The 21334-nt window shown below is 59.4% G+C and carries 17 protein-coding genes; 12 read left to right on the forward strand and 5 right to left on the reverse strand.

All coding sequences use genetic code 11. The features are described 5' to 3' along the window. Positions 1-103 precede the first annotated feature (103 nt). The 5 genes from ACNSOI_RS17935 (at position 104) to phoR (ending at position 4328) form a co-directional block, all read left to right on the forward strand. The gene (locus tag ACNSOI_RS17935) at positions 104-661 is read left to right on the forward strand and encodes a hypoxanthine-guanine phosphoribosyltransferase (RefSeq protein ID WP_061330843.1); all 558 of its coding nucleotides are present in this window, start codon (positions 104-106) and stop codon (positions 659-661) included. After that, positions 642-1196 (forward strand): chorismate--pyruvate lyase family protein, encoded by a 555-nt coding sequence (locus ACNSOI_RS17940; RefSeq protein WP_420194695.1) that lies wholly within the window; start codon positions 642-644, stop codon positions 1194-1196. Before ACNSOI_RS17935 ends, ACNSOI_RS17940 begins: the two co-directional genes overlap by 20 nt. Positions 1197-1274: 78 nt before the next feature. Further along, positions 1275-2159 (forward strand): 4-hydroxybenzoate octaprenyltransferase, encoded by an 885-nt coding sequence (gene ubiA / locus ACNSOI_RS17945; protein WP_420194696.1) that lies wholly within the window; start codon positions 1275-1277, stop codon positions 2157-2159. A gap of 104 nt (positions 2160-2263) precedes the next feature. Next, positions 2264-2956 carry a phosphate regulon transcriptional regulator PhoB gene (phoB, locus tag ACNSOI_RS17950; RefSeq protein WP_058091532.1) on the forward strand — a complete coding sequence of 231 codons (693 nt, stop codon included), beginning with the start codon at positions 2264-2266 and terminating at the stop codon, positions 2954-2956. Between the two features lie 52 nt (positions 2957-3008). Continuing rightward, positions 3009-4328, forward strand: a complete 1320-nt coding sequence (gene phoR / locus ACNSOI_RS17955) for a phosphate regulon sensor histidine kinase PhoR (protein WP_061330846.1) — start codon at positions 3009-3011, stop codon at positions 4326-4328. A gap of 28 nt (positions 4329-4356) precedes the next feature. Here the strand turns inward: phoR and ACNSOI_RS17960 are convergent, their stop codons facing one another. Then, the gene (locus ACNSOI_RS17960) at positions 4357-5247 is read right to left on the reverse strand and encodes a response regulator (RefSeq protein WP_286252239.1); all 891 of its coding nucleotides are present in this window, start codon (positions 5245-5247) and stop codon (positions 4357-4359) included. 214 nt (positions 5248-5461) lie between these two features. On the opposite strand from ACNSOI_RS17960, the gene ACNSOI_RS17965 reads away from it, so the two are divergent. The 4 genes from ACNSOI_RS17965 (at position 5462) to ACNSOI_RS17980 (ending at position 9438) form a co-directional block, all read left to right on the forward strand. Beyond that, entirely contained in the window at positions 5462-6697 is a 1236-nt protein-coding gene (locus ACNSOI_RS17965; protein WP_396631717.1) for a lytic murein transglycosylase, read from the forward strand. Positions 6698-6857: 160 nt separating this feature from the next. Next, positions 6858-7595: a THxN family PEP-CTERM protein gene (locus ACNSOI_RS17970; RefSeq protein WP_061330849.1), complete on the forward strand. Its 738-nt coding sequence runs from the start codon at positions 6858-6860 to the stop codon at positions 7593-7595. Positions 7596-7708: 113 nt separating this feature from the next. Then, positions 7709-8737 carry a metal-dependent hydrolase gene (locus ACNSOI_RS17975; RefSeq protein WP_420194697.1) on the forward strand — a complete coding sequence of 343 codons (1029 nt, stop codon included), beginning with the start codon at positions 7709-7711 and terminating at the stop codon, positions 8735-8737. Beyond that, positions 8737-9438: a pseudouridine synthase gene (locus ACNSOI_RS17980; RefSeq protein WP_286252246.1), complete on the forward strand. Its 702-nt coding sequence runs from the start codon at positions 8737-8739 to the stop codon at positions 9436-9438. The genes ACNSOI_RS17975 and ACNSOI_RS17980 overlap by 1 nt, the downstream gene beginning before the upstream one ends. On the opposite strand, the gene ACNSOI_RS17985 is transcribed toward ACNSOI_RS17980, so the two are convergent. Next, on the reverse strand, positions 9435-9923 hold the full coding sequence (locus tag ACNSOI_RS17985; RefSeq protein ID WP_286920553.1) for an asparaginase domain-containing protein: 489 nt from the start codon (positions 9921-9923) through the stop codon (positions 9435-9437). The genes ACNSOI_RS17980 and ACNSOI_RS17985 overlap by 4 nt on opposite strands. A 16-nt stretch (positions 9924-9939) precedes the next feature. After that, positions 9940-10869, reverse strand: coding sequence for a D-alanyl-D-alanine endopeptidase (gene pbpG, locus ACNSOI_RS17990; protein WP_286252249.1), 930 nt, complete (start codon positions 10867-10869; stop codon positions 9940-9942). 226 nt (positions 10870-11095) lie between these two features. On the opposite strand from pbpG, the gene ACNSOI_RS17995 reads away from it, so the two are divergent. Next, positions 11096-13708: an EAL domain-containing protein gene (locus ACNSOI_RS17995; RefSeq protein ID WP_420194698.1), complete on the forward strand. Its 2613-nt coding sequence runs from the start codon at positions 11096-11098 to the stop codon at positions 13706-13708. On the opposite strand, the gene ACNSOI_RS18000 is transcribed toward ACNSOI_RS17995, so the two are convergent. Next, the gene (locus ACNSOI_RS18000; RefSeq protein WP_061330853.1) at positions 13695-13985 is read right to left on the reverse strand and encodes a type VI secretion system PAAR protein; all 291 of its coding nucleotides are present in this window, start codon (positions 13983-13985) and stop codon (positions 13695-13697) included. The two genes, ACNSOI_RS17995 and ACNSOI_RS18000, sit on opposite strands and share 14 nt — an antisense overlap. Positions 13986-14179: 194 nt before the next feature. Here ACNSOI_RS18000 and ACNSOI_RS18005 point away from each other — a divergent pair, with 194 nt between their 5' ends. Next, entirely contained in the window at positions 14180-16600 is a 2421-nt protein-coding gene (locus ACNSOI_RS18005) for a xylulose 5-phosphate 3-epimerase (RefSeq protein WP_420194699.1), read from the forward strand. A 113-nt stretch (positions 16601-16713) separates the two neighbouring features. Next, on the forward strand, positions 16714-19476 hold the full coding sequence (locus tag ACNSOI_RS18010; protein ID WP_420194700.1) for a cation-transporting P-type ATPase: 2763 nt from the start codon (positions 16714-16716) through the stop codon (positions 19474-19476). 34 nt (positions 19477-19510) lie between these two features. Here ACNSOI_RS18010 and ACNSOI_RS18015 read toward each other — a convergent pair whose 3' ends face one another. Then, complete coding sequence (locus ACNSOI_RS18015; protein WP_420194701.1) at positions 19511-21253, reverse strand: alkaline phosphatase D family protein; 1743 nt, start codon at positions 21251-21253, stop codon at positions 19511-19513. Between the last annotated feature and the right edge of the window lie 81 nt (positions 21254-21334).

A 21334-nucleotide genomic window follows, 5' to 3' on the forward strand; every position in this document is an offset into this window, starting at 1 on the left:
TGTGCCAATAGCAGTAACTACAGATAGCTACCGGGCGCCACCCCCTCCCTTCAATGGCCCCACTTCGGTATAATCGCCGGTTTTACGACAGGATCCGACCGTTATGACCGATACCGTCGCCGACATGAACCAGGTCATGGCCGAAGCCGACTGCCTGGTGAATGAGCAGCAGGTGAGTGCCGCCATCGACACAATGGCCACTGCCATTACCGAGCGCCTTAAAGACAGCAACCCACTGCTGTTCTGTGTGATGAACGGCGGTCTTATACTGACCGGGCAACTGCTGCCCAGGCTTCTGTTCCCGGTCCAGGCGGAGTACCTGCACGCAACCCGCTACCGCCAGGAAACCACTGGCGGCATCCTGGAATGGAAGCTCCAGCCTGAGGCCGACATGAAAGGCCGCACGGTATTGATTGTCGACGATATCCTCGACGAGGGTACGACCCTCTGCGCCATTGCGGATTATTGCCTGGCTCATGGTGCCCAAGAAGTCCTGACCGCAGTTCTGGTCGACAAGGAGCACGATCGCAAGGCCCGCCCTGGCCTGAAAGCAGACTTCACCGGCCTGTATGTCGAAGACCGATTCCTGTTCGGTTATGGCATGGACTACAAGGGATACTGGCGCAACGCGCCCGGAATCTATGCCGTCAAAGGACTCTGACCACCGCAACGGGCCGATCATTCCCCCCACGCGCTGGTACCGTTCTCTTGCTGCCGCCGGGCTTCACAATCCGGCGGTGCACGGCCCGGCCCGGCACTGGCTCCAGGTGGAGGGCTCGTTTACCCGGGCGCTCCAACAACAGTGCCGTTACCGCTTTCACGTGGAAGTCTGCAACGAGGGCTTCGCCGTGCCAACACTTGAGGAAGCACGGCGCCTCGGCCTCGCGCCCCGGCAGCGGGCCTGGATCAGGGAAGTACGCCTGTGCGGCGATAGCCAACCCTGGGTTCTTGCCCGCACCGTCATTCCCCTGGCCTGCCTCGAAGGCAACGGCCGACGCCTTCGCAACCTTGGCAACAAGCCTCTTGGTGCCTATCTCTTCAGCCGTCCTGAATGGCTGCGCGGCCCACTGGAAACCGGACTATGCCAGAACACCGATGACCAGCAACCACAATTGGCCCGGCGCTCCCTGTTTCACCGAGGCAACGAGGCCCTGATGGTGGGCGAGTACCTGCTGCCAACACTCTACCAACGGTAAACGCGGGTTTAACCGGCGCCGCCAGGCTGGCTATAATCAGCCACTGCCCACGCACCCGACCGATGGAAGATCCTTGCCATGCTGCAGAACGCCCTGCCAGAACACGTCCAGAGCCGTCTGGCCGACTACGCGAAGCTGCTGCGAATCGACCGACCTATTGGCAGCCTGCTGTTACTCTGGCCCACCTGGTGGGCGCTCTGGCTTGCCGCGAGCGGAATGCCGTCCCTGGCCAACATTGTGATCTTCACCCTGGGCGTGTTCTTCATGCGGGCGGCAGGCTGTGCCATTAACGACTTCGCTGACCGGGACTGGGACCGCCATGTCAAACGCACCAAAGACCGCCCCCTGACTACCGGTCGCATCCGGGCCTGGGAAGCCGTCGCCCTGTTTGCCAGCCTGTGCCTGGTGTCGTTCCTGATGGTCGTGCTGTTTACCAACTCGCTGACCCTGTACCTGTCGTTCGGTGGAGCCCTGCTGGCATTCATCTACCCGTTCATGAAACGCTATACCCACCTGCCCCAGCTGTTCCTGGGCGCCGCTTTCTCCTGGGCCATCCCCATGGCCTGGGCCGCAGAAGCCAACGAGCTGAGTCAGCTCACCTGGCTGCTGTTCACCGCCAACGTGCTCTGGACCGTCGCCTACGACACCCTCTACGCCATGGTTGACCGGGATGATGACGTCAAAGTAGGCATCAAATCGACCGCCATCCTGTTTGGTGAGGCCGACCGGGCCATTATCGGCGCCTTGCAGGCAATGGTGATTGTCATCCTGATCATGGTGGGCAACCAGGCCGAACTCGGCAGCTTCTACTACCTTGGCGTTGCCGCTATGGCCAGCCTGTTTGTCTACCACCAGTACCTGGCACGGGAACGCTCCCGGGACGGCTGCTTCAGGGCCTTTCTCAACAACAACTGGGCCGGCTTTGCGGTGTTCGCCGGCCTGGCCCTGGATTTGATGCTCTGACCATCCAGCCATGTCATATACTTGTAACAAAGACGCGTTGTAATGACCCAGCAACATTACTGGGGAGCCATTTTGCTCCCGGGGTCTGACACAGGTTAATGCTCATGACTGGAAAAACTGTCCTGATCGTCGATGACGAAGCACCTATCCGCGAGATGATCGCGGTCGCGCTCGAAATGGCGGATTATGACTACCTAGAGGCAGCGGATGCCCGCGAAGCGCATGCCCTGATCGTTGATAAACAGCCCGACCTGATTCTGCTGGACTGGATGCTGCCTGGCACCAGTGGCGTTGAGCTGGCTCGAAGGCTGAAAAAAGAAGAGGCCACGGCGGACATTCCGATCATTATGCTGACCGCCAAGGTTGAGGAAGACAACAAGATCCAGGGCCTTGAAGTGGGTGCCGACGATTACATCACCAAGCCTTTCAGCCCAAGGGAACTGGTGGCACGTCTGAAGGCCGTACTTCGCCGCGCAACGCCGGCCGGCGTCGACAGCCCTATTGAAGTGGAGGGCCTGACCCTGGACCCGGTCGGCCATCGGGTCACTTCCCCCGAGGGCGCACTGACCATGGGACCAACCGAATACCGGCTGTTGCAGTTTTTCATGACTCACCAGGAAAGGGTTTACACCCGCTCCCAATTACTGGACCAGGTCTGGGGCGGCAATGTGTATGTTGAGGAACGCACCGTTGACGTGCACATACGGCGCTTGCGCAAGGCGCTCGGCGACAAGTACGATCACCTGATTCAGACGGTACGGGGCACCGGTTACCGTTTCTCAACACGGGCCGCCTGATCCACACCGGCCGTCACGCATCAGCGCCGGACACACAACAAGGCAGACTTTGATGCAACACAACTGGTCAAGATATCTGCGTCTGATCATCGCCGGCCTTGCTGGCACCACCCTGGTGGGCTGGTATTTCGGCTACCCATTGTATGGCCTGCTTGCGGGACTGATGGCCTACCTCTGGTGGACACTGGGCCAGGCACGCCACCTCTACCAATGGCTGGCCAACCCCAGCGCCACCGGCGAGCCCCCCAAAAGTATCGGCCTGTGGGGTGACATCTTCGACAACCTGCACAAACTTCACCAGGGTCACCTGCTAACCCAGGACCGCCTGCGTGCCCGGATCAACCGGGTGCAGGAATCCACCAACGCCATGCGCGACGGGGTCATCATGACCGACGCCCGGGGCGCCATGGAGTGGTGGAATGGCTCAGCGGAATACCTCCTCGGTTTCAGGCGCAGCACCGACCAGGGGCAATACATTCACAACCTGATTCGCACACCGGCCTTCAAAGCCTACTTCGACGCCCGGGATTACCGGGAGCCGCTGGAAATTCACTCTCCTGCCCGGCCCCACATCCACCTGCAGATACAGATCAGCCTGTTTGGCGATGACGACCGGCTGATCGTCGCCAAGGACGTCACCCGACTTTATCAACTGGAACAGATGCGCAGGGATTTTGTCGGCAACGTTTCCCATGAAATGCGCACCCCGCTGACCGTCATCAGCGGTTATCTGGAAACCCTGGTTGATCACGGCGACGAACTGCCCCCGAAGTGGCGACGGGCCATCAACACCATGGCGGCGCAGTCCTCACGAATGGAAGCCCTGATAACCGACTTGATCCTGCTGTCAAAGATTGAGACCGGAGAACACACCGGCGACGATGCCCTGACCGATGTCGAACATCTAATCAATCAAATCTGCCACGACGCCAGGGCGCTCAGTGGCGACAGAAATCACAAAATTCTGGTAGAGGTCACAGACCACCGGCTGCTACGGGGCGATGAGAGTCAGCTCAGAAGTGCCTTTTCAAACCTGATTTTCAATGCGGTGAAATACACCCCGGCCAACGGCAGCATTGAAGTCTCCTGGAGTACCAACCGGGACGGCGCGCACCTGCGAGTAAAGGACACAGGTATCGGCATTGACCCGGTTCATATTCCCCGACTGACCGAGCGCTTTTACCGGGCAGACCCGAGCCGACACAAAGATACTGGCGGTACTGGCCTGGGGCTGGCCATCGTCAAGCATGTACTGATCAATCACGACGGCAATCTCGAAATTCGCAGTAAGGTTGGCGAAGGCAGCGAATTCATTTGTCATTTCCCCCGGGAACGACTGGTGGAGCGGGTTCCGGAAACCAACGACAGCTGACTCGCCAGGCACCAGGATGCGCGAGCAACTACCTACCGGCGCGGAACCGCGCCACAAACCGTGACAGATCTTCCAGTTTTTTCGGGTCCTCATCGACAAACCGGATGGTGACACTGACAAAGTCGGTATCCTGGCGTTTATCGACTGCCTGCAGCTGGTGCACATAACCATTCAGCCGAGCCATCTGCCCGTCGCCAATATCAATATCCACCACCGCCTGATCCAGAATGCCGGGAAACTCCTGGTCCCGCTTGGCAATCACCCGAACTTCCGTCAAGTTGACATCTTTCACCACAGATTTCAGAGTGCTGTCGGAAAACCTGACCGAGGCCAGGCTCATGGGCCCGCGAGCAGCCGGTCTGGACGAGGCTTCTCGCCGCCCCCCCGCCAACAGCGGATTGTCCTGTTCCGCGGCAGCAGCGGCCGGTTCTTTTCGAGGCTCCGGAGCATCCCGCTTCTGGGTTAGCAGCGCCGCGGATTCCTTGAAGGCATCCGCCGGCCCCTCCATGGATTTGCCGCCTTTCTCCATGGCGTCTTTCAGGCGCCGCCCCATAACCTTGATAATTTTCTTGCTCAACCCCTCAGGACTGAATGGCTTGCCCAGGTACTCGGACACCCCTTCCTTGACCGCCTCAATCACATGGTCCTTATCGCCCCGGCTGGTAATCATGATGAATGGCACTTTCTCGTACTGAGGCTGCTGGCGCATCCACTGCAGCAGTTCCAGACCGGACATCTCGGGCATTTCCCAGTCACACAAAACCAGATCAAAATTGCTCCGGGACATCAGCGACTGGGCCCGGCGACCATTCTGGGCATCGGTAGTCTCGATCACCGGGAATCGCTGGCGAACGGTGCGTTTTACCAGATCCCTTACAAAACTGGCGTCGTCCACCACCAGCGCTTTCAGTGTTGCCATAAAACCATCCACTCCGGGCTTGCGTGCATCCGTAAACTATAGAACATCGCGGGCTCAGCGTGACCCACCCGCAACAAAAAGACGACAAACACGACAGATGCCATCAGGCATTAAAGAATTGTCACACACCTGGCCTTCAGGCAGTGTTTTCCCGGCTGGAAAACAGGCTAACATGGCGACATCGATCGCTTACCTTCGTCCCGAGAGGTTTACTGTGGCTCATCTGATTACACGGCCGAACATCCGCCGTACCCTGGCTTCCCTGTCGCTGTCGGCCCTGGCCTTTGGTGCTCAGGGCCAGAGCATACCGGTCATGACCGACGAGCAATTTGCCGAGTGCAAACAAACCCTCGAGGCCAGGGCTGTGGGTGCCGGCGTCAGCGAGGCTACCGCCCGGGACGTTCTGGCCAACGTTAACTATATTGAACGCGTGATTGAGCTCGACCGTCGGCAACCGGAGTTCACCACCACATTTGCCGATTACTTCAACCGCCGCGTGAATGAGTCCCGAATTACCAAAGGCCGGGAGTTACTCGAAACGCATCGGGATCTGCTCAACCGGGTTACCCGGGAAACCGGAGTTCCGGCGCCCTACCTGCTGGCGTTCTGGGGCCTTGAGACCAACTATGGCAGCTACTTCGGCAAGATGCCGGTGCCCAGCTCGCTGGCAACCCTGGCCTGCGACCAGCGCCGCAGCACTTTTTTTACCGAGCAGTTCGTTGCGGCCCTGAAAATCATTGACGAAGGGGCCATTCCCGCGGAACAGATGGAAGGCTCCTGGGCTGGCGCCATGGGCCACGTCCAGTTCATGCCCACCGTGTTCCTGCAACATGCGGTCGATGCCGATGGCGACGGCCGCCGGGACCTTTGGAACAGCCTGCCGGATGCCATGATGTCTGCGGGTAAGTTCCTCCAATCCATGGGCTGGGACGGCGAGTATCGCTGGGGCCGGGAGGTCCTTCTGCCAGCCAACTTTGACTTCAGCCTGTCCGATGGCCGTCGTTTGCCATTGGCTGAATGGCGTGGCATGGGCATCACAGACGCCTTTGGCAATGCCCTGGCGAACGAACCCATTGAGGCGGCACTGGTGGTGCCCAGCGGCCATCGGGGCCCGGCGTTCCTGGTTTACAGCAACTTCCGGGTCATCATGGGCTGGAACCGTTCGGAGTTCTATGCCGTTTCCGTTGGCCACCTGGCCGATCGAATTGCTGGCGCCGGCGGGCTTCAGAATCCACCGCCGGAAGATCAGCCCACCCTGTCCCGTGACCAGATCATCCAGCTTCAGGAGAGCCTCAACACCAAGGGCTTTGCGAGCGGCAACCCTGATGGCATCCTCGGTTCAAACACCCGTAAGGCCATTCGCGAGTTCCAGAAATCCCAGGGCCTGATTGCCGACGGCATGCCTTCGGAAGCCCTGCTCGAGACACTGAACGTGATCAGTGGAAGCTGACCCTTCCTGACCGTCAGCTATTTTTACACCTTGCCAGCCAGCCAGACAGCTAACCCCTAATTAACAAAGGGTTAGCTATCTGGCACGGATCTAGCTAATTGTTCCAACGATTCCCGAAGGTAACGGGAAAAACTGACTAGCTGGTAACAAGGTGAAGATCATGAACACATTGATGAAAGGACTCGTTGCAACTGCAGCCATGGGCTTTGCGGCGACAGCAGCAGCATTCCCGGTTGACCTGGAAAGCGTATCCGGTGCCTGGGGAAGCCCCACTGGCGGCAGCAATATCCAGGGCGTGGGAACTGATAATTTGCGCTGGGGAGAAGGTCTGGTTACCTGTTCCGGCAAACTTTGGTGGAAAGAATGTTCACAAGGGCCGCAAAGCGGGTATGGGTTTGAGGGTGCCAGCAACCTGCCTGAAACCATTACTTCCAGCGACCCGTTTGTTCTTGGCAGCTTCACCCACTTCAACAACCGGATTACCGGCGACAGCATCACTGCCGTAGATCTGGACGTTTATGCAACCTTCTCGACAACCCCGGACAACGGCACTGTCACTGGCCCCTATACGTTCCAGTTTTCCCATAACGAGACGCCAAATGTCTATTGTGGCCCACTGTCCTTTATCTTCGGTTGTTCAACCAAAGACGTTGATGACATTGTGCGCCTGGACAACATGATTGAGAGCTCAGAGTTCCAGTTCGGCTCCAGCATCTACTCGCTGACCCTGCTGGGCTTTGAGGGTGGCGTTGATGAGATTTATACCGCGGAAGGCAAGGCTACCTCGGTTAACCTGCTGGCAAAACTGAACGTTCGCTCCGTGCCAGAGCCCGGCACTCTGGCCCTACTAGGCCTTGGCCTGGCTGGTCTTGGTCTGGCCCGTCGCCGTAAAGTCTGATTCTCCCACACCGGCGGCCCGCCCGCCGGTGTCTTTCCTCCCAACCAGTGATCTGATTCCGGAATCAGCGCATAATATCTGGCATATCCCTCACGATATTGTCGCGGAGATTCATGGATTCCATTACCCAAGCCGCTCTCGGCGCTTCCATTGCCGGTGCGGTTGCCGGCAAAACACTCGGGCGCTCTGTTCTGCTCACCGGCGCACTGCTGGGCACCCTGCCTGACCTCGACGTGGTCATCGATTACGGCAGTGCCGTGGCCAATTTCACCCAACACCGGGGCTTCAGCCATTCCCTGTTTATCCTGATCCCGCTGTCGTTTCTGATTGCCTGGGGCTTGTGGCGCTGGAAACCCCAGCTTTCCTATCAACGGTGGCTGGCCTTGGTGGGCTTGATCCTCGTCACCCACCCCCTGCTGGATGCCTTTACCACCTATGGCACCCAACTGTTCTGGCCCCTGGGGGACCCGGTAGCCCTCCACAGCATTTTTATTATCGACCCTTTGTATACCCTGCCCCTACTGGCAGGCTGCCTGGCCTTCCTGATTCGCCCCCCGGCAACAAACGCCGTTACCGCGAGCCTGGTGCTGTCGACCCTGTACCTCGGCTGGACCCTGGTTGCCCAGCAGTGGATCACCGACAGGGTTCAGCCGGCGTTGGCGGAGGTTGGTATGAAGGAGGCGTCCTTGCTGGTTCAGCCGATGCCATTCAACACGATTTTATGGCGGGTAACCGCCATCACGGACGAACATAGGGTTGAAATAGTCACCGGGTTTCTTGATGGCAGCGATGAACTGACCCTGGAGCACTTCCCCCGCCGGCCCGAACTGGCGCAATCGGTTGCCTCCTTGCCGGAAGCCCGCCGTCTTGAATGGTTTACCCGAGGCTTTCTGGACTACCGGCTAGCCGGCAACCAGATCACCGCCACAGACATTCGCCTGGGCATTCCCGGCGCTCACCCGTTTACCTTCATTCTGGCGGAAACCTCCGAATCCGGCGTAACCCCCATCCCCAGCGGCCGGATGCCGCGGCCTTCGGTTAACCGAGACGCCCTGCCACTGCTCTGGTCAAGACTGACGGGGCGAACGCCGGTGCTCTGCCTGGCAACCTTGTCTGCGCCTCCGCAAGGGCACAGCTGCTGATGCGACTGGATCAGTTTGTCAGTAACAGCAGCGGGCTTTCCCGCAAGGACAGCAAGCGAGCGATTTCGGCCGGGCGGGTCCGGGTGGATGGGAAAATGACCAAGAGTGCCAACAGTCGGGTGCCGGAGCACGCAAAGGTGACATTGGACAACCAGGCGCTGACTCTGCCCGGGGGCCTGTACCTGATGATGAACAAACCGGCTGGCGTTATCAGTGCCACCAACGACAGCAGCCAGCCTACCGCTGTTGATCTTCTGCCCCCTGAACTGGCCCGACAGGTTCATATCGCTGGCCGGCTCGACAAAGACACCACCGGACTGCTACTACTGACCAGCGACGGCCAGTGGTCTCATCAGGTAACGTCACCACGCCGGGCTTGCCCGAAAACCTACCGGGTCACCCTGGCCGAACCGCTGGACGAACATGCCTGCCAGGCACTTGAGCAAGGTATCGAACTGAAGGGCGAGCAAAAACCGACGCTACCCGCCCAGGTGCTGCAACACTCGGCAACCGAGATCGAACTGACCATCCGGGAAGGCAAGTACCATCAGGTAAAGCGCATGCTGGCCGCGGTGGGCAACCACGTTGTGGCACTGCACCGACAGAGCATTGGCGATATCATTCTCGACCCGGCCCTGGTACCCGGACACTACCGCTCATTGACCGCGCAGGAAATCCAGTCCGTGGCAGAGCCCGATTAGTCAGTGGCAATACGCTCGAACTTCTGGGCTTCCAGGTTTTTTCGCACCGCGCCCGCCTCAAAGACTTCACCATTCATGGCGATATAGACACCCGGTGGCAGAAGCTGCGCCGCCGCCCAGGCAAAACCGATGTTGAAGATGGCATCGGTGCGGCGCATACGGGCGGGCTGCATGGCACCGGTCAGCACAATGGTGCGATCAGCCAACGGCTTCAGAACCTGGGCGGTTTGGGCCATGGTATCGGTACCATGGGTAATCAGGATTCTGGAGCAGTCCGAGGTACGAACAGCCTCCAGAATGGTCGCCCGGTCATCGTCAGTGAGCTCCAGGCTGTCCTTGCGCATCAGCTCGCGGATGATGTAGCCATCGTGGATATTGGACTCCCGGAGCAACTCCGGGAGCAGGCTCTCACCAATTTCAAACTTGCTGTTGGCATCAAAGTACACCTTGTCGATGGTGCCGCCGGTCGTCAGTATCTGGATCATCGTCAGCTGAACCCTGTTATTGGTTGATACGCGCTGTCTGGCTTCCCTCGGTCGCCGCCCAGGCCGCGTTTTTCTCCTGCTCGTAGCGTTTTGCCGCAGCCGCCACCGACCCGGCGTCGCCACTCGCCAGCCAACGTTTGATTCGGCCGGCATCGCCCATCGGCGATCGGGTGCCCAACGAATCCAGCAGCACCGTAATCACCGGCTTGCTGTCCATTTCGGACACCATGATCAGGCAACGGCCAGCCTCCGTCAGGTAGCCCGTCTTGCTCAGCCCTACTCCCCAGCTTTGACGATGCACCAAGGCATTGGTGTTACCAAACGACAGGCTGTACCTGGGACCCCTGAATTCAGCACGGTAATAGCCAGTGGTCGAGTATTCGCCAATCAGCGGATACGCCAGTGCCGCATTGGCAAGACGTACCAGATCAGAGGCGCTGGAGACATTCTCGACAGACAGCCCGGTAGGATCAACAAACCGGGTGTTATCCATACCCAGTTCGGCAGCCTTGGCGTTCATCGCCGCGACAAAGCCATCGAAACCATCGGGATGGGATCTCGCCAGGGTGTAGGCGGCAAAATTCTCCGACGACATCAGGGCAATTCTCAGCACGTCACTCCGCTTCAATCGAGAGCCCACGCGAATACGGGTCCAGGCGTTTGCCGCTGCGGGCACGTGGCGCTCTTCGAAGGTCAGCCATTCATTCATGTCCTGGCCGGATTCCACAACCACCAGGGCGGTCATCAGCTTGGTGATTGACGCAATCGGAACCGGCCGATCGGCATTCTTGCCAAACAGCAGCGCGCCTTCTCCGGCAACCGCGGCGGCGGCATTGACCGATGCCAGTGCCGGCATTCCCTGACTCCCCGCCAGTACCGGGTTTGCCGACAACAACGTGACCGCCAGCAGCACCGGCATGATGAATAACCGCTTGATGAAAATCATACTGCGTTGCACTCCCGAACCTTATCCTGTCGCCTCGCCGAAACGCCTACTATACCAGCGCCAACCATCTGTTGCGCAGGTCTCATTTTAATCATGCGTTTTAAACAGCAAATGCAAAATACGATCAAATACATTAAAATTTGTTGAAATTCATATTGTTACAACGCGTTAACGGTTGTAATTTTAGGTAATCTTCAGCCGACCACGTTGCCAGGATGTTCACCGAATGGATTCCGAACCCGCAAACCAGACCAGCCGCCCCCCGCTGACCAGGCTGCCTTTTTTGCAATCACTGAATCGCTGGCTCCCCTTCCTCATCCTGTTTTTGGCCGCCGGCTACGGCCTAACCACTGCGCTCCTCAGTGCGCCTTCCGCCGCCCCCGACCAGAACCTGACGGCAACCATAGGCAGCGCTTCTCCAGTCAGGTTGCACCCGCAGTCCCACTACCTGCTCGCGCCACTGGCCGAGGTACTTGAGCAGCAACGCTGGCATTCCGGGAACTGGGAACCACTGTCAAAGGACCGTGCCGGCATCGGCTATCCGAGAATGCCCGCCACTTTCCGGATGACTCTGACAACCGAGGGACAGGAACCGGTCGACAGCCAACTGGTGGTACCGGCCCCCTATCTGGATCACCTCCAGCCGGCTCTGATTCATCCGGACGGTACCATCGAGACGCTCCCGGTGATGGGTGACCAATACCCGTTTGATAACCGCTATGTGGCCCTGCCCCAGTGGATCTGGCCCGTCACTCTTCAGCCCGGCGAAACCGTGTTGCTGATGGAGGTGAGGAACAGCGGCCCGGTGATGTTGCCGCTGTCTGTTGCAGGAGGCAATGAGGTCGTCAGCGAAGGTACCTTCAGCACCGCGTGGAAATCGTTTGTTACCGGATTGCTGGTGTTCGCCCTTTTGCTCAACCTGAGCATCGTCGCCAAGCTGAAACGCCCCGGGCTTGCCTGGCTCAGTGTGCTGATGATCGGCGTCATTTACAGCCAGCTGGTTATGGATGGCCTCGGGCTATGGTTATTCTGGCCGGGCATGCCAGAGCTCAACTCACTGCTCTCGGTCAGCCTGTCGCTGTGCCTGATCGCGCTGTGCGAATTCACCCCCCATTTCATGGTCATCCACCGCACGGGCCGCAGAATTCTCCGGGGCTTCAGCATGGCTGCCGGGCTGCATTTGCTGGCCGCCCCGTTACCACTGCCATTACTCGGACAAGACGTTTTTCTGATCATCAGCGCCGCCGGTGGCGCCTTCATCCTGGCCCTGGTCCTCAGCCAGCTTCGCAAACACGTTTACGCCCGCTATTACGCACTGTCGGTGCTTGCCATTGTCCTGGGTGCCGTCATTAGTTCCCTGAGGACCATCGGCTGGTTCCCGGTCACACCGCTGACCGACTCCGCCTTCTTTCTGGGGGCAGCCGCCGGATCGCTGATACTGACCAGCGGTGTTGGCCGTCTGCTGCTGGAAGAGCGTAAGCGTCGCCTGAGCTCAGACATTCGGGTGCAGGAGGAACAGAAACTGCGAGCCCGCATCGAGCGGGATTATGACCGGGTACTGAAAACCCATCGGGTTACCGGCAAACCGAACCGGCCGATGCTGGAAGAAGCCCTGGGCAACATCGACTGTCAGCAAACCCCCTACACGTTGTGCCTGATCCGCCTGGCGCGGTTCAACGAACTGGAGCAGGCCCTGGGCTACCGGACAGCCGAAGACCTGCTCAAACAATACCTGCGTCTATTGAACCGCTACCTCAAACGCACTCTCGGTGATCGGCTCATCATGATCAATGGCTACGGCATTGCCACACTCGACACCGTCAACCACGCCTTCGCCATGGATCGCGGCAGTGATCCGGCACAGGATCGCGAATTACTGGAAACCATCAGTCACTGGCTGTCAGAGAACTTCCGTGAGGGGCGGTTTTCGTTCTCCTGGGCGGCATCGATGGGGGTCGCCTATGCGCCTGAGCACGGTACCGATGCCGCCAGTGTGCTCTCCTCCGCCGGTTTTGCATCACTGGATGAAACCCGCCCGATGGCGATCTACGACCCGGCCATTGCCGACTGGCAGTACCAACAGCAAATCCTGATGCTGGATGTTGAAGATGCCCTGCGCTGCGGCGACATGTGGCTGGAATACCAGCCCAAGGTGAGCATTCGGGATGGCAAGGTGCGCTCAACCGAGGCGCTGATTCGCTGGCAACATCCGGAATTTGGCCGGATTCCCCCGGATCACTGGATTCCCCTGGCCGAACAGGTGGGTATCATTCATTCCGTGACCTTGTGGGTACTGGACCAGGCCTGCCAGGATTTTACAGCCTTGCAACAGCGTTACGGAGATAGCATCGGTGTTGCGGTTAACATCTCTGCCAAAGACGTTGCCCATCCATTGTTCCATGAGGAAGCCGGCGCCATCACCCGCCGGCACGGGGTCAGCCCCGACCAAGTCATTCTTGAGATTACCGAAACCGCCGCCATGGCCGACCCGGAAGTGGCCCGGCGCGCCATCCGCACCCTGAGCAGCATGGGGTTCCGCATTGCCCTTGACGACTTCGGTTCCGGGCACTCATCCCTGGGCAACCTGGCCAGCTTCCCGCTGGATGAACTGAAGATTGACCGCAGTTTCCTGCAAGACGTACTGCTTTACCCGGTCCGCCAGAAAATTCTGCGGGCAGCCCTGGAGTTAGGCGAGGCGCTGGACCTTGATGTGGTTGTTGAAGGGGTAGAGGATGAAGCCATCGCCCTGTGGCTGCAGCAGTTCCCCGGCCTGCACGGCCAGGGCTACTACTGGGCACGCCCTGAAAGGGTCAGAGCAGCGCTGGTCAGCCCCCGATAATCACTGAGCCGCTGCCGATCGTCACCCCGCCGCAGGATACGGCGCTACCAGTGATGGCAGCCGGCTTGCCATTGATCATTACCGAAGATGACCCTTCTGCAATCACTCTGGGGTGGCTGGAGTGCTTGGGCTTGGAATGGGGTGCCAGGGGGTCGCCCAGACGGGCAACCGGCTTGCCATCCACGAGTACATCGGGAGAACCGGCGAGAACCGGGGTGGGCGGGAAACCCTGATGGTCTGAACCAAGATCTCCCAACAGCACGATAGCTTTGCTCATTGTCTGATTCCTTTCAGGACAAGTTTGAAAGAAACATCCTATAACGTTTCTACCGATAACCCAACCCTTCGCTCGTGGCTTTGTGACGCTTCCGAAAAGATGCAATTACGACTGACCTGAATCAAGGGCTCCCCGGGCCGGGCGTTTTACACTTCTTTCACACTCTCAAGCTCGAAAGCCATGGAGGCCGCACCATGCCATCGCCCAACGTACAAGCTCCATCGCCGGCTGCTGCATACAACAGTGCAGCCTACCAACGCTGGCAGCAGGGCTATGGTGTTATCCGCCACTCGGAAGACACCGAAGCCAGGGTTCAGGCCCTGGCCCGAAAACTGGTGGCGGATGGCCTGCAGCCCGATACCGATACCGTCTACCAGAAACTGGCGTACCTCGACCGGCTAACCAGCGCAGGGCTCTGGCTGGTGGTGCACATGACCTACTGCAACCGGGTGGACATTTCCGGGGCGCCTCTGGCTGCCCAGGATTTCAAGGCATCACCTGAAGGCCATACCGGTGGCGCCCTCAATATGGTGCCTGCCTACGCAGCTTATCTGGCCTTGAACAACCTGACCGGGCAAACCCGGAGCTGGCTGATGGGCCAGGGCCATTGCGTTGCCGCCGTCGACGCCCTCAACGTGTTGACGGGCAACCTGCATCCGGAACAGCGGGCGCGCTACCTGGCACCTGAAGGTTTATCGCGGCTTGCCGCTGACTTCTACAGCTACCGCCAGAAGCCCGACGGTGCCATGGCCTCTCCCCTCGGCAGCCACGTCAATCCGCATACCGCCGGGGGCATCCTGGAGGGCGGCTACCTGGGCTTTGCCGAACTGCAGTACGCCCACATGCCGCTGCCGGGCGAATCGCTGGTGGCCTTCCTCTCGGACGGCGCCGCCGAGGAACAGAGAGGCAGCGACTGGATTCCGCGCTGGTGGCGGGCAGACGATTGCGGGCAAGTTCTGCCGATCATGATTGCCAATGGCCGAAGAATTGAACAGCGCACCGAGCTGGGCACCAGGGAAGGGCTGGAACGCTTCGCCGAGCTGCTTGAGGTACATGGATTTGAGCCGGTACGTTTCGATGGCAAAGACCCGGCGGCGTTTGTCTGCACCCTGCTTGATATGGAACGGACACTGGCGGCCCACGGCGACGCCGCCAGCCGGGGTGAAGCCAGCTACCCTGTCCGTATCCCCTACGGTATCGCCGAAACCACAAAGGGTTTCGGGTTCTACGGTGCCGGCCAGAATTCCGCCCACAACCTGCCCCTGCCGGGCAACCCACGGCTGGATACCCGGGCCCGGGACCTGTTCAACGAGCACATCCAGCCCCTGTGGGTACGTCCGGAAGAACTTGAATGGGCCGTCGCTGCGCTTAATGAGCACCGTCAGCAACAGCGCCCCCTTGAGCGGGATCACCCCCTGGCACTGCGCAACCCACGTGAACCCCAGGTTCCGGTATTGCCTTACAGCCAGGACAAGTCATCACCGATGACGGCAGTGGACGCCTTCTTCCGGGCACTGACCAAGAGCAATCCGGATCTTCGGCCCAGAGTAGGCAATCCGGATGAACTGGCAAGCAATCGGCTGACGGGTGTTCTCAAGGACCTCAGGCATCGGGTAAACGATCCGGAAAGCGATGACGAATCCATTCACGGCCATATCATCACTGCCCTCAACGAGGAAGCGGTGGTCTCTGCCTGTCTGGGGAACAAGGCAGGCCTGAATCTGGTCGCCAGTTATGAGGCCTTCTGCGTAAAAATGCTCGGTGCGGTGCGGCAGGAGCTGATCTTTGCCAGGCACCAGAAAGAGGTGGGCAGGCCCGCCCGCTGGCTTGGCTTCCCGATCATAGCCACCTCCCACACCTGGGAAAACGGCAAGAACGAGCAGTCCCATCAGGACACCACGTTCTGCGAGGCCATGCTGGGTGAAATGAGCGATGTATCCCGGGTGCTTTTCCCTGCTGACTACAACAGCGCCCTGGCGGTTCTTCCGTCGGTATTCACCGAACGCGGAAGAATCAGCTGTATGGTTATCCCGAAGCGCGACCGGCCCTGTGTGTTCAATGCCAACGAGGCTGAACGCCTGGCCAGGCACGGCGCCCTGGTGGTCGACGAAGACACCTCCGCCGGTGAGGAGCCCCTGCTGCTGATTGCCAATGGTGCCTATCAACTATCAGAGGCCATTCGCGCCTGCGAACGTTTGCGGGAAACCGGAACGCCGTTCCGTCTGGTCTACTTGCAGGAACCGGGCCGGTTCCGCCAGCCCCGGGATCCCCTTGAAGCGGCAGCCTGCCTGACCGAGTTCGAGCGGGAACGACTGTTCCCGCACCGGATGCAGCGGCGAGTGGCGCTAACCCACATGCGCCCGGAAGTATTCCGGGGACACCTGCACACTCTGTTCCCCCAGCCCGCCCATTCACGGGTATTGGGATACATCAACCGCGGCGGCACCCTGAACGAAGCCGGCATGCTGTTCGCCAACCAGTGTTCCTGGGGCCACGCTCTGGCGGCCTGTGCCGACGTTATGGACAAACCACCGGGCGAGTGGCTGTCCAGCGCAGAACTGGCAGCCGTGGAAGGTCGCGGAGATCCTTCGGTGATAACCCGGGGCTTGCCCTGAGCACCCCGGGGGGCGAGATCCCTGGCGCAAAATCCCACAAGAGGCGCTGATTTCCCATTTGATGCAGTGCAGAGTTTGGCATAATCAAGAAAATCTCGCCGGAGGGACCCCACATGAGCGAAGTTCCGACTCAGCCATCATCGGCAGGAGCACCAGGCCACACCACTGACTTGAATCGTCCCTGGCATAGCATCGGGTCTGAAGAGGCCCTGATCGCCCTTGAAACCGATCATCGCGGCCTTGCGGAGTCCGAGGCCAGCCAACGCCTTGCCAGTTATGGCTATAACCGGCTGCCTGCGGTCGATGGCCCTGGCCCACTCATTCGCTTCTTGCGTCAGTTTCACAACATTCTGATCTACATCCTGGTTCTGGCTGCGCTCGGCACAGCCTTGCTTGGGCACTGGGTGGATACCGGTGTCATTCTCGGTGTCGTTCTAATCAATGCCCTGGTCGGCTTCTTCCAGGAAGGCAAAGCCGAGCGCGCCCTCGGCGCCATTCGCAACATGTTATCACCGACCGCCCAGGTCATTCGTGACGGCAAGCGCCAGGAGGTTGCCGCCGAAATGCTTGTGCCTGGCGACATTGTCAGACTCAAGGCCGGCGATCGTGTACCGGCGGACATTCGACTGATCGAAAGTGCCGACCTGAGAATCGAAGAAGCAGCCCTGACCGGTGAATCCGAAGCGTCAGATAAAGAGGAAGCTGAACTGGAGGAAAAACTGCCCCTCGGGGATCGGGCGAATATGGCTTACTCCAGCACACTGGTCACCTTTGGCAATGGCTACGGCGTTGTGGTGGGCACCGGCCAGCAAACAGAGATTGGCCGCATAAGTGAGCTGATGGAGTCGGTAGAAGCTGTCACAACACCCTTACTGCGCCAGGTCGCCATCTTCGGACGATGGTTGAGTGCTGTGATCGTGATGGTATCAGCCCTGACGTTTGCTATCGGCTACTGGGTTCGCCAAACCGAGCTCGCAGAGATGTTTCTTGCGGCGGCCAGCCTGGCCGTTGCGGCCATTCCCGAGGGGATGCCAGCTATCCTCACCATCACGCTTGCCATTGGCGTGCAGGAAATGGCGCGCCGAAACGCGATCATCCGACGATTGCCCGCGGTCGAAACCCTAGGTGCCGTAACCACAATCTGCTCGGACAAAACCGGCACTCTGACCCGCAATGAGATGAAAGTCGAGACGGTAGAAATGGCTCACCGGAGCCTGACCGTCAGCGGTGTCGGTTACGAACCCGTCGGGGAGTTTGAGGAATCCGGCAAGCCGTTCGATCCAAACGACGACCCGGCCGTGATCCAGATGTTACGGGCAGGACTTCTTTGTAATGATGCCGAAATTGCAGAAAAGGCCGGCGATTGGATACTCAATGGAGAGCCGACAGAAGGCGCTCTGGTGGCAGTCGCGCGCAAGGCGGGGCTGAACCCTGACGACCTGAACCATCGTTGGCACCAACTGGATCGCATACCGTTTGCCTCCGAACATAAGTTCATGGCCACCCTGAACAGGGACGACGAACATGGAACCGGAAACTGGATCTTTCTCAAGGGCGCACCCGAACGAGTTCTGGAAAGATGCTCCACACAAATGGGCACAACTGAACCGGAGCCACTGGACAACGATTATTGGCATGATCGGATGCAGGCTATCACCGACGAAGGCCAGCGAGTTCTGGCGGTGGCCTGCCGAAAAGTGCCAGGCGACCTGACTCATCTGGAATGGCACGAAGTCGAGTCTGACCTTGTACTGTTGGGCTTGTACGGCATCATGGATCCCCCAAGGCAGGAGGCCATTGAGGCGGTGTCACAGTGTCAGGCAGCGGGAATCCGGGTCGTGATGATCACCGGCGACCACAGCGGCACCGCTCAGGCTATCGGCCGCCAACTCGGAATTGCCGGGGAGGAACCGGCAATGACGGGGCAGCAGCTTGAGGCCCTATCGGAGCGAGAACTGGTCGAAGCCGTTTCCCGGGTAACCATTTTTGCCCGCACCAGCCCGGAACACAAACTGCGGCTGGTCCGTGCGCTCCAGGCCCATGGAGACGTCGTGGCCATGACCGGTGATGGCGTAAACGACGCACCAGCGCTGAAACAGGCCGATGTCGGTGTAGCGATGGGCAAGAAAGGCACCGAAGCTGCCAAAGAGGCCTCCGAGATGGTGCTTGCCGATGACAACTTCGCCACCATCGCCCGCGCCGTGGAACAAGGCAGAACGGTTTACGACAATATTCGCAAAGCCATTCTTTACCTGTTGCCGACCAACGCGGGCCAGGGTCTGACCATTTTCATGGCGGTCCTGCTGGCGATGCCATTACCACTGACACCGGTTCAGGTACTCTGGGTCAATATGGTGACGGCTGTCACGCTGGCCATGGCTCTGGCCTTTGAACCCACCGAACCAGGCACCATGGCGCGCCCTCCCCGCAGTTCTCGCCAGGCCCTGATGTCCGGTGGGTTTCTATGGCGCATACCGTTTGTCGGGCTACTGCTGTGGGCGGGCACTTTCGGTCATTTCTACTGGCTCACCAGCCAGGGAGCGGATCTTGAACTGGCCCGCACGGCAGCCATCATGACACTTGTAGCCGGGCAGATTTTCTACCTCTTCAATGTGCGCCACCTGTATTCCTCGGTGCTCAACTGGCGCGGCCTGTTTGGCAGTCCTCCTATCTGGATCGCCATTGGCATTCTGGTGATTTTGCAAGCCGCCTTTGCCTATGCGCCGCCCTTACAGTTGCTGTTTGGCACCACGGGGCCCGGTGCAACGAACCTGTTACTGAGCCTGACGTTCGGGTTTTTTCTGCTCTTGGTGGTAGAGCTGGAGAAGTGGATTATCGCCCGCCTTTCCACGGGCGCGAGCGACAACCGTGATTGAACTGACCCGGGCAATGCCCGGGCCCATCGTGATATCACCCTGCAGATTGCTCCAGGCGGCGCCCCTCGGAACCAGGCAGTGTGCGCAGAGAAATCGTGGCCTGACTGAGGCTCTCATAGCTCCGGCTTTTCACGGTATCCAGAAAACGCCATTCTGAACGCGCCTCGGTCGGGGTAAACGTCACCAACATATAGCCTCTTTGGCTGATATTGAGGCTCTCCAGATCATCAACCAGTAACGCGATGCCCTGCTCAGCTTGCGGAATCATCTCTGCCGGCAGCCCCAGATACCCCTCAAGCCCAGGCGAGGTCACCGAGGCCGTGGCGAACTCCACGCCAATCTGTCGCCCTTCAATATCCCGGAGGTTGTTGGCCCACGCGTTGTGGGTGTCACCGGCCAGCACCACCAGGTTCCTGTCCAGCTGCCGGGCGGTGGCGAGAACCACTTCCCGTTCGTACTGGTAGCCGTCCCAGGCATCCAGGTTATAGGGTGCTGCCAGTTCAAGCCGTGCCAGTTCCTGCTCGGTAAGCGTGGGATCACCCTGCAGCGCCCGGGCTTTCAGCGTCGCCAGTTCGGCCAGTGATGCCGGCAGGTTTTCCAGATTCTGTGTCGCAATGGCCATCAGCAGCTCGGCGGGCAGGTTCATGCGCCCCATCAGCACCTGCTGGCCAAGCACCTGCCAGGTACCCGTCCCCTGCGCAAGTGCCGACTGCAACCACAAAAGCTGTTCGGCGCCCAGAAGGGTGCGGTTCGAATCTCCGACGGCCAACCGGAAAGCATCCACATCCAGGCCACCCTCCCCGAGGTAGTTCATGTAATCCAGCTGCTGGTCACGCCCGATAATGCGGGTATCCAGCATATGCAGATCAACCAGGTCACCAAACCGGAAACTCCGATAGATGGTTTCGTTACTGCCCTCAATCACCGGGCGGATCGGCATCCACTCAAAGAAGGCCCGCAAGGCCGCTATTTTGCGTTCCCCGAAATCACCTTCGCCGAGCTCCGGATTGTGGTTCTCTGCACCCTCGCGCCAGGTGTCGTTGGTGACCTCATGATCGTCCCATACCACGATGAACGGCATAACGCGGTGCAGTTCCTGAAGGTCCTCGTCCTTACGATAAATGCCGTAGCGTTGGCGGTAATCCTGCAGAGTAATCAACTCCCGATTATTGGCCTCCGGGAAGGTGCGCCCCAAGGCCTCGGCATCAGCTGCTGCGTAGCTGTCGGCCTCACTACTGTATTCGTAGATATAGTCTCCCAAATGAACAAGGGCATCCAGATCCTGTCGGGTGGCAATCTCCCGATACACATTGAAATAGCCCGCCGGATAGTTGGAGCACGAGACAACAGCCAGCTTCACTTGATCAATGCTGCCCTCGGGGAGGGTTCGGGTAGTACCAACAGGCGATGTGCTGTTGGCGGAGCGGAAACGGTAGAAGTAGCGCTGGCCATCGGATAAGCCCCGGGCATCCACCTTCACCGTGTAATCATGCTCCGCGCTGGCCTCGGCAGTGCCGGAGTGTACGATCTCATCAAACTCGGCATCCCGGGCAATTTCCCAGCCCACGTCTACCGAGGTACCCCGATCCGGCACCGCACGCGTCCAGAGTATGACGCTATCCTGCAACGGGTCGCCACTGGCGACACCATGGGTAAATTCAACACTGCGCTTATCGCTGCTGTCGAACACACAACCCGCCAATCCGGTTGAGACAGCTACTGCCCCCATCCCCAAGGCCGAGGCTTTCAGAAAATCCCTGCGTGTTAACCGTGCCATTCTGTTCCCCTTATTATTCATTCTGAGCTTGTCCTGTTGTTGGCGGCCGCACGACTTACGACCGCAGATCAAACGCTAGAC

The organism is Marinobacter sp. GH_1 (assembly GCF_048595985.1).
Lineage (GTDB): Bacteria > Pseudomonadota > Gammaproteobacteria > Pseudomonadales > Oleiphilaceae > Marinobacter > Marinobacter shengliensis.

Coding starts and splice junctions, on each gene's coding strand:
- ACNSOI_RS17935 (WP_061330843.1), top strand. CDS start 104: ATGACCGATACCGTCGCCGACATGAACCAGGTCATGGCCGAAGCCGAC.
- ACNSOI_RS17940 (WP_420194695.1), top strand. CDS start 642: ATGCCGTCAAAGGACTCTGACCACCGCAACGGGCCGATCATTCCCCCC.
- ubiA (WP_420194696.1), top strand. CDS start 1,275: ATGCTGCAGAACGCCCTGCCAGAACACGTCCAGAGCCGTCTGGCCGAC.
- phoB (WP_058091532.1), top strand. CDS start 2,264: ATGACTGGAAAAACTGTCCTGATCGTCGATGACGAAGCACCTATCCGC.
- phoR (WP_061330846.1), top strand. CDS start 3,009: ATGCAACACAACTGGTCAAGATATCTGCGTCTGATCATCGCCGGCCTT.
- ACNSOI_RS17960 (WP_286252239.1), bottom strand. CDS start 5,247: ATGGCAACACTGAAAGCGCTGGTGGTGGACGACGCCAGTTTTGTAAGG.
- ACNSOI_RS17970 (WP_061330849.1), top strand. CDS start 6,858: ATGAACACATTGATGAAAGGACTCGTTGCAACTGCAGCCATGGGCTTT.
- ACNSOI_RS17975 (WP_420194697.1), top strand. CDS start 7,709: ATGGATTCCATTACCCAAGCCGCTCTCGGCGCTTCCATTGCCGGTGCG.
- ACNSOI_RS17980 (WP_286252246.1), top strand. CDS start 8,737: ATGCGACTGGATCAGTTTGTCAGTAACAGCAGCGGGCTTTCCCGCAAG.
- ACNSOI_RS17985 (WP_286920553.1), bottom strand. CDS start 9,923: ATGATCCAGATACTGACGACCGGCGGCACCATCGACAAGGTGTACTTT.
- pbpG (WP_286252249.1), bottom strand. CDS start 10,869: ATGATTTTCATCAAGCGGTTATTCATCATGCCGGTGCTGCTGGCGGTC.
- ACNSOI_RS17995 (WP_420194698.1), top strand. CDS start 11,096: ATGGATTCCGAACCCGCAAACCAGACCAGCCGCCCCCCGCTGACCAGG.
- ACNSOI_RS18000 (WP_061330853.1), bottom strand. CDS start 13,985: ATGAGCAAAGCTATCGTGCTGTTGGGAGATCTTGGTTCAGACCATCAG.
- ACNSOI_RS18005 (WP_420194699.1), top strand. CDS start 14,180: ATGCCATCGCCCAACGTACAAGCTCCATCGCCGGCTGCTGCATACAAC.
- ACNSOI_RS18010 (WP_420194700.1), top strand. CDS start 16,714: ATGAGCGAAGTTCCGACTCAGCCATCATCGGCAGGAGCACCAGGCCAC.
- ACNSOI_RS18015 (WP_420194701.1), bottom strand. CDS start 21,253: ATGGCACGGTTAACACGCAGGGATTTTCTGAAAGCCTCGGCCTTGGGG.